The following is a 7,092-nucleotide window of genomic DNA, read 5'->3' as shown; positions in this document are numbered from 1 at the left end:
CCAGCATCAAGGCCGGAACGATCAGGAAGCCGCCGCCGATGCCGAAAAAGCCCGACAGCGTGCCGGTGACCAAACCGAGGCCGAGCAGCGCCGGCGTATTGGCGGAGCTGATGGCCACGCGATGCGCGCCGATGCGGGCACGTGTCTTCAGCATCAGAACCGCGATCACCAGCATCAGTATCGCGAACATTGCCAGCAGATTTTGCCCGTCCATCTGCTTGCCGAGGATGGAGCCGCCGAGAGCGCCAAGGATGCCGGCCGTGGCGAAGACCAGCGCGCAGGACCAGTGGACATTGCCGCCGCGTGCGTGATTGCCGAGGTTGATGGCTGCATTGGCAGCGACCGCAATGGCGCTGGTGCCAATGGCCACGTGCGGATTGTTGACCCCGACCACATACACCATCAGCGGCACGGCGAGGATCGACCCACCACCACCGACGAGGCCGAGCGAAAATCCCACCAGTGCGCCGGAGCCAAGCCCCAGCACGCCCTGCATCATCGTGATCATGATCCGCCGATTCGCGATTGCTATCGCGATGACCTTAGTGGCGTTTTTCCAGCTTCTCCATGCAGGGGAGCGCATGGCTCAGCAGCTTGTGAACGGTTGTGTGCGCTAGCGCACCAGCAGGGTCACGGCGATGGGGACCAGCAGTGAGGTGACGAGCGCATTCAGGCTCATGGCGATACCGGCAAACACGCCGGCCATGGCATCGACCTGAAACGCCCGCGCGACCCCGATGCCGTGCGATGCCAGACCGACGGCAAAGCCGCGGGCGCGATAGTCGGTGATGCGCATCCGGTTCATCATCGGGGTGACGATGATCGCCCCCATGATGCCGGTGAGCACGACGGACACAGCCGTGAGCGATGCATCCGCGCCGAGGGATTCACTGATGCCCATGGCGACGCCCGCCGTGACCGATTTCGGCGCCAGCGACAGCGTGATCTTGTCGGGCAGGCCAAAGGCTTTCGCCAGCAGCACCACGGAGACGATGGCGGTGATGCAGCCGACCACCAGCGCCGCCAGCATCGGCACGATGGCCGCCAGCACGGTCTTGCGATTCTCGTAGAGCGGAACGGCCAGCGCGACCGTGGCGGGACCGAGCAGGAAGTGCACGAACTGCGCGCCGCTGAAATAGGTGGTGTAGGACGTCCCCGTCAGCAGCAGGAAAACCGCAAGGATCCACATGGAATGGAAGACGGGATTGGCGAAGGGATGCCGGCCGGTCCTTTGCGACAGTGCATCGGCGGTCGCATAGACGAACAGCGTCACGGTCAGCCACAGCAGCGGCTGCTGCGAGAGATATACCCACAGCGCGAACGGATTTGAACTCATGACGCAGGCCGGCCTCGCGTCATCAGGCGGCTGATCACGAGAAACGTGCCGACGGTCACAAGCAGCGTGATCACCACGGAGATCGCCAACACGCCAGCGATAGCCGTACCGTGCTCGGCGAGCAGATCGAGGCGCTGAACGACGCCGACGCCGGCCGGGATAAACATCAAAGACAGATGCGCGAGCAGCCCCCGCGCGGTGGTCTCCACACCGCCGCCTTGCAACGGGCCGACCGCGAACAGCGACGCGCGATCCCGCAGCAGCAGCAGGATGAAGAGCAGCAGCATCCCGAACACGGGACCAGGCACCGGCCAGGCAAAGCTGCGCACGACGACCTCGCCGGCAAGCTGGCACAGCAGGATCAGGCAAAGACTGGCAATCATGGAAGCTCCGCGGGCGATGACGCAGCGTTATCGCCCGCAGAACGGAATAAGTCGATCAACCGAACCGCACGGCTGATTTGATCAAGCTGCACCCTTCAGGCGCTTGGTGCATTCGCTGTAATAACCGCCGCCCTTCTGGATCCACTTCAGGCCGCCATTGGCATTGCTGGCCTTGTTGGCGTTGTACTGGTCCACGCAGGTATGCATCCGCTGCTTGCCCGCGGTTTCCTTGGCGTATTTTGGATCGACGGCCGTCGGGAAAGTCGCCGGGCCCGACGGCGCCGCAGGTGTTGCTGCGGGAGCAGCTGCCGTCTTCGGCGCAGCTGCCGGTTTGGCATCGGCCGCAGCCGGCGCCGCTGTTGCAGCAGGAGTGGCCGAGGCAGCCGTGCCGCATTCGGCTTTCCGGAAGTCATTCCATTTCTGGCCGTTCAACGTGCCGGCGGTCTTCGCCGCCTGATATTTTGCGCTGCATTCGGCGGCTGTCAGCGCATTGGCTGGCTGCGCCGCCAGCAAGACCATTCCGGAGATCACAAAGGCACTGGCAAAAGCACTGGTAACCGCATTGGCAAGAGCGATGTGTTTCGTCATGTCGTCTTCTCCCTGGATACGCGAATGACCGGACTATCCTAGCAATGCCACAATCAACGGCAATGAGGTCGCGCGCGGCAGCGCAAATTTATCTTCATCGCGCATCCGGCACGAATTGTAGTTCATTCACCTGCGGTTCAGCCCTGCGCGATCACGCTGCCCATCCCGGAAAGAAGAGGTGTCGCCATGACCCGATTTGTGACCAGCCTAGCCACCGCCACCATCGCCTCCTTCATGCTGATCGGCGCCGCCAGCGCGCAGGCGCCCGCGACGGGCGACCAGAAGATGGCGCCCGCCAGCAAGATGGCGCCTGCCGATAGCAGCAAGGCGGCGAAGCCCCGCACCGCGGCGTCACTGGAATGCTCCAAACAGGCCGACGCCAAGAACCTGCATGGCGATGCCCGCCGCAAGTTCCGATCGGAATGCAAGAAGGGCATGAAGACCAACTAAACGAACTCATACCTGCCCCTCGCTTGCGAAAGCGAGGGGCAGGTAGACCGGGACGCATTTGTCGCCCGGTCCGGACTTTGTCATAAAGCGGGCTCCTCGAGCCGCCGCCGAATGTCACTGCCATCAGCCCTTCCCAGCCTTTTGCAGACCCGCACCACCGTCGAGACATTGATCGTCGGCACGATCGGCGGCGCGCTGTTTTATGGGGCGGAATTGCCGGGCGGGCTGATTTCCGGCGCCATGATCGCCGTCGCTACCTATGGCATTCTCGGCCGCCCCGTCGGCCTGCCGCAGCCGATGGCCCATGTGATCCTGATGACCCTCGGCCTGTCGCTGGGCTCGATGGTGTCGCCCGAGATGGTGAAGAATCTCGCCGCCTATCCCGTGACCATCGCGCTGCTGGCGCTGGCGACCTTCTGCGCCACATTCGGCAGCAGCATCTATCTGCAGCGCGTCCATGGCTGGGATCGCACCTCTGCGCTGCTGGCCGGCAGTCCCGGCGCGCTGTCGCAGATCATCATGCTCGCCACCGAGCGCAATGCGGACGTACCTGGCATCGCGGTGGTGCAGATCTTTCGCGTCATCATCCTCACCGCGATGGTGCCGCTGCTGCTCGCCGCCACCGGGCAGATGGGCCACGGCCCGCTGCCGTCGCGCGGGCCGGAAGCGACGCCACTGGCGCTGCTCGCACTGGCCATGGCTGCCATCGCTGTGTCGCTGGTGATGAAGTGGATCAGGTTTCCGGCGAGCTGGATGTTCGGCGCCATGATGGCGTCATCGGTGCTGCATGGCGGCGGCTGGATCCATGGCACGCTGCCGCAATGGGCCTATATCGCCGCCCTTGTCGGCATTGGCACGCTGATCGGATCGCGTTTCGGCAAGATCTCACCGCGCACCATTCTCAGCCACGTCTGGGCCGCGCTCGGCTCGTTCTCGGTGGCGATCGTCATCTCGGCAGTATTCGTCGCCGTCGTCGCATTGACCACCAATGTGAAGCTGAGCGACGCGGTCGTCGCCTTCGCGCCCGGCGCCATGGACGCGATGCTCGCGCTGGCGCTGACCTTGCACATCGACCCCATCTTTGTCGGCGCGCATCATCTGTCGCGCTTCATCTATGTCTCGATCGTCACGCCCGGCATCGTGCATCTGTTCGGCAAGGCGCAGGACGATATCGACGACTAGCGCCGCGCGGTCTTGCCCGCGCCCCAGCCGGCAATCGCCGCCATCAACAGCGAGATCAGCACGTTGTAGCCGGCCAGCGACAGCCCGAGGAAACGCCACTGCACCTCGTCGCAGCGGATCACCTTCACGGTGTCGAGCCGCTCGAACAGGCTGCCGGCCTTGCCGAGATCGACCACCGGCCCGGAGCATCCGGTCGGCCCCTGCCAGAATTGCCATTCGACGCCGGCGTGATAGCCACCAAGAACCGCATTGGCGAGCGCAGCCAGCGTGAGGATCACCAGGCCCGCGACCAACACACCGCGCGGCGCATTCCGATTGGCGGCGATCGCCACCAGCACGGCCAGCGGGATCGACAGATAATAGGCATAGCGCTGCTCAAGGCAGAGCGGGCACGGCCGGATATCCAGAGCGAGTTCGAAAAACCATGCGCCGGCAATGGTCGCGACGGCGACCACGGCCACCGCAACAGCCGCACTAAATGCAGGATTTCTGCCGGACGAGGCGGCGGACGAGGACGAAACGGCGGTCACATGGCTCTCCCGGATGGCTATCGCGTCCTATCGCGAGCCCGCCGGACTGTCGAGATATCCGCGGATCACACTGCCGACATCGCTGGGCATGTGCATCGCGACTTTTCTGCCGCTCCCGCAGTTGACCCGCGGGAAGTCCCGGCTATAGTCCGGCCACTTCGCGACCCCGGGTTCCGGCGTCCGATGGCCCCTGTGGTGGAATTGGTAGACGCGCTCGACTCAAAATCGAGTTCCGAAAGGAGTGCTGGTTCGATCCCGGCCAGGGGCACCATTCCTGAACAGACTTACGAACCAAAGTGCGTGGTTGGCCATCTGGGCCAAGCGTAGACGTAATATTGTCATTTGAACCAATGATGCGGATGGTGCTGTCGGTAACGACGATGGCGTCCACGACGGCACTCAGGTACGCCTTCCTGGCAGCCACGTCGCCGTCTACGAGGCGTTCGCGCATCAAGCGGGTGAAGCGGTCAATGGCAATGGGGTCGATTTCGATCGGCACAGCGCTTGATTTCCTGGCATATTCCAGCGCTTCGCTTGCTCGGTCCTTGGTCGTCTTGAGGGCCGACACGCGTTCTCTTAGGGTCGGATCGGTGCCGTCGATGGTCCCGGCCTCAATAGAGGCGTAGAGACGGGACAAACGCTCTTCAGCGTCTGTCACTTGGCGGGCCAAATCGACTAGACGCCGATCTGCCGAAGCCTGGCGATCGTCTCGACGCGCCTTCAAGGTCATCAAGATAGCGGAAACGCGTTCAGGCTGCAGGAGCTGATCGAGCAGCGCCCCGACGACCAGCTTCTCAATGAGCGGGCGGGCAATCTTCCGGTTGCTGCAGGGCGCCCCACTCCCTTTCTTGTGCTGCCCCTTTTTGATGGCGTGAATGCACTTGTAATAGCTGTAGATCACGCCAGTCCGGGAGGTGCCAGTCGCAGTCGTTAGCGCACAGGATTGCGCGCAGTCGCAGCGAACCAGCCCACCCAGCAAAGACGGCGCCGAGGCCAAACGCGGACCGCGGGACTTAGGGCGGCGCGACACCAGCAAGGTTTGAACCGCCTCGAAGGTGACCTGATCGATGATGACGGGAATTTCGTATTCGATGATCTCGGAAGCGGCCTTGCGCTCACGATCGTTCTTCCGATCGAATTCGTTAAAATTGCGAATGCCCGTATATGCGCGACGGGTGAGCATCTCGTGGACGGTGCCGGTGCCGAACAATGCCCCATTACGTGAGCGATAGCCCCGTTCGTTCAGCCACTCCGCGACCTTCTTCGTTCCGAGCGGACCGCTCGTCCCGTCACCATTTTTAGCCAAATCGAAGGCCCGAATCACAACCTCCGCTTCGACGGGCTCGACGGCCAGCTTCTTCTTCTGCTTGTTGCCGATGATTTCGGCATCGACAGACCTGTACCCGTAGGGGATGATGCCGCCATTCGAATATCCAAGCTGCGCATTGGCCTTCATCGTCCTCATCGTGGAACGTCCGGTCTCTTTGGACTGATATTCGTTCACGATGCCGATGAATTTCCTGAACATATCGCCGGTGTCATCGTTCGCGAGCGGCTCAGCATGCGAGATCAATTCGACCTTGTGTTTCCGCAGCATCTGCACGGTGAGCTCTTGCTCGACCTGATTGCGAAATGCACGCGAGAACGAATAAACGAGAATGGCATTGATCGTTCGCGTCCCATCCGTCGCACGGGCGATCATCTGCTCGAACGCCGGACGTCGCATATTCGTCGCGGTCTCTCCCTCCTCGCGGAAGATGCCGGCGATATGATCGCCATCGCGTTTGCAGCGCGCGATCAGGTTCTCTTCCTGGGAGTCCAGGCTTAGCTGATTGTTCGACTGCTTCTCCGTCGAGACACGAATATAGATGAGAACATTGCGCCGCGGGTTGCTGACCACATCCGGCGAAGTTGCGATTTTCAGGTTCTTACGGGCCATGTCAGGCTTTCTCACGCGATACGATGAAGAGTCTAACCGTGCGATGGAATCAGGGGAAGCTCTACTTTTCCCATCATCCACCGCACGGTTAAAGCGTTGTCACCCGAACAACGGGCGTTCGTTTGCAACCACATTCCAGCGGTCGCGGAAGCCGTCCCACAAACGGTCTCGTTCTTCGATCAGGAGCCGCTCGAATGCATCCTGAGCCGCATGGGGGTTGCTCCGGAAGCCGTACACGAACAAGTCGTGACGCTGCTCCTCCGAGAGCTGCTTGAGTTCGCGAATGAAGGGCAAGCGGCCGAACACTTTGAAGCGGTTTTCCGGGTCGAGGCTGAATTCCCGCTCCAAGTTAGTCGCCTCCATCGCTTCCTGAACGATACGAAGCGCCGTCTCGATAGCGATGTCGGCGATCTGCCGGAGGGTATAGTCGTCAACGGGCATGGGCGTGGTCCTTCTACTTCGGTTGAACGGACATCTTGCGGGGCAAGCCGAAGACGTCGTCGAGTACAGCCGAGAAATAACGCTCGATGGCGTCGAGCTCGGCTGGCACGATAGGTGGGGGATCCGCGACTTCACTGATCACGGTCCAGAATTCGAGGTCGGACGGGCGCAGGGCGGAGGCTCCACCCGCCTGGACCATTTTGGTCTGCGCTGCCTCCGGCAGCGGCGATGCTGACGGCTCAC

Annotated in this window: 9 protein-coding genes, 1 tRNA gene and 1 pseudogene; 3 read left to right on the top strand and 8 right to left on the bottom strand. The window is 62.3% G+C overall.

All coding sequences use genetic code 11. From position 1 onward, the window contains the following. The 4 genes from ACIQ17_RS28920 to ACIQ17_RS28905 all read right to left on the bottom strand — a co-directional run. Positions 1–508: TSUP family transporter (locus ACIQ17_RS28920; protein ID WP_398472865.1), on the bottom strand; the 508-nt coding region annotated here is incomplete at its 3' end. A 105-nt stretch (positions 509–613) separates the two neighbouring features. Then, positions 614–1,336, bottom strand: coding sequence for an LrgB family protein (locus tag ACIQ17_RS28915; protein ID WP_398472864.1), 723 nt, complete (start codon positions 1,334–1,336; stop codon positions 614–616). Continuing rightward, positions 1,333–1,719 (bottom strand): CidA/LrgA family protein, encoded by a 387-nt coding sequence (locus tag ACIQ17_RS28910; RefSeq protein WP_398472862.1) that lies wholly within the window; start codon positions 1,717–1,719, stop codon positions 1,333–1,335. Before ACIQ17_RS28910 ends, ACIQ17_RS28915 begins: the two co-directional genes overlap by 4 nt. A gap of 81 nt (positions 1,720–1,800) precedes the next feature. Further along, a complete protein-coding gene (locus ACIQ17_RS28905) occupies positions 1,801–2,238 on the bottom strand; it encodes a hypothetical protein (protein ID WP_398472867.1) in 438 nt (145 codons plus the stop codon). Between the two features lie 255 nt (positions 2,239–2,493). Between ACIQ17_RS28905 and ACIQ17_RS28900 the strand changes: the two genes are divergently transcribed. Beyond that, positions 2,494–2,757: a PsiF family protein gene (locus tag ACIQ17_RS28900; protein WP_398472861.1), complete on the top strand. Its 264-nt coding sequence runs from the start codon at positions 2,494–2,496 to the stop codon at positions 2,755–2,757. A 111-nt stretch (positions 2,758–2,868) separates the two neighbouring features. Continuing rightward, positions 2,869–3,939 (top strand): AbrB family transcriptional regulator, encoded by a 1,071-nt coding sequence (locus tag ACIQ17_RS28895; protein WP_398472860.1) that lies wholly within the window; start codon positions 2,869–2,871, stop codon positions 3,937–3,939. On the opposite strand, the gene ACIQ17_RS28890 is transcribed toward ACIQ17_RS28895, so the two are convergent. Next, positions 3,936–4,469: a disulfide bond formation protein B gene (locus tag ACIQ17_RS28890; RefSeq protein ID WP_398472859.1), complete on the bottom strand. Its 534-nt coding sequence runs from the start codon at positions 4,467–4,469 to the stop codon at positions 3,936–3,938. The two genes, ACIQ17_RS28895 and ACIQ17_RS28890, sit on opposite strands and share 4 nt — an antisense overlap. A gap of 186 nt (positions 4,470–4,655) precedes the next feature. On the opposite strand from ACIQ17_RS28890, the gene ACIQ17_RS28885 reads away from it, so the two are divergent. Beyond that, positions 4,656–4,740 (top strand) — tRNA-Leu (locus tag ACIQ17_RS28885). 819 nt (positions 4,741–5,559) lie between these two features. Here ACIQ17_RS28885 and ACIQ17_RS28880 read toward each other — a convergent pair. The 3 genes and pseudogenes from ACIQ17_RS28880 to ACIQ17_RS28870 all read right to left on the bottom strand — a co-directional run. Further along, positions 5,560–6,408, bottom strand: a pseudogene (locus ACIQ17_RS28880) (recombinase family protein); the annotation flags it as partial. Between the two features lie 99 nt (positions 6,409–6,507). Continuing rightward, positions 6,508–6,849, bottom strand: coding sequence for a hypothetical protein (locus ACIQ17_RS28875; RefSeq protein ID WP_398472858.1), 342 nt, complete (start codon positions 6,847–6,849; stop codon positions 6,508–6,510). 13 nt (positions 6,850–6,862) lie between these two features. Beyond that, positions 6,863–7,092, bottom strand: a 230-nt coding sequence (locus ACIQ17_RS28870) for a hypothetical protein (protein ID WP_398472857.1), incomplete at its 5' end; no start/stop codon positions are given.

Origin of the sequence: Tardiphaga sp., from assembly GCF_044340795.1 — a bacterium.
In the GTDB taxonomy this organism is placed as follows: Bacteria; Pseudomonadota; Alphaproteobacteria; order Rhizobiales; family Xanthobacteraceae; genus Tardiphaga.
The sequence above is the reverse complement of the archived record's forward strand: the minus strand, read 5'-3'. Positions and strand labels throughout refer to the sequence as shown.

Excerpts from the sequence above, each read along its gene's own strand:
- ACIQ17_RS28905 (WP_398472867.1), bottom strand. The coding sequence starts at position 2,238 with ATGGTCTTGCTGGCGGCGCAGCCAGCCAATGCGCTGACAGCCGCCGAA.
- ACIQ17_RS28915 (WP_398472864.1), bottom strand. The coding sequence starts at position 1,336 with ATGAGTTCAAATCCGTTCGCGCTGTGGGTATATCTCTCGCAGCAGCCG.
- ACIQ17_RS28910 (WP_398472862.1), bottom strand. The coding sequence starts at position 1,719 with ATGATTGCCAGTCTTTGCCTGATCCTGCTGTGCCAGCTTGCCGGCGAG.
- ACIQ17_RS28900 (WP_398472861.1), top strand. The coding sequence starts at position 2,494 with ATGACCCGATTTGTGACCAGCCTAGCCACCGCCACCATCGCCTCCTTC.
- ACIQ17_RS28895 (WP_398472860.1), top strand. The coding sequence starts at position 2,869 with ATGTCACTGCCATCAGCCCTTCCCAGCCTTTTGCAGACCCGCACCACC.
- ACIQ17_RS28875 (WP_398472858.1), bottom strand. The coding sequence starts at position 6,849 with ATGCCCGTTGACGACTATACCCTCCGGCAGATCGCCGACATCGCTATC.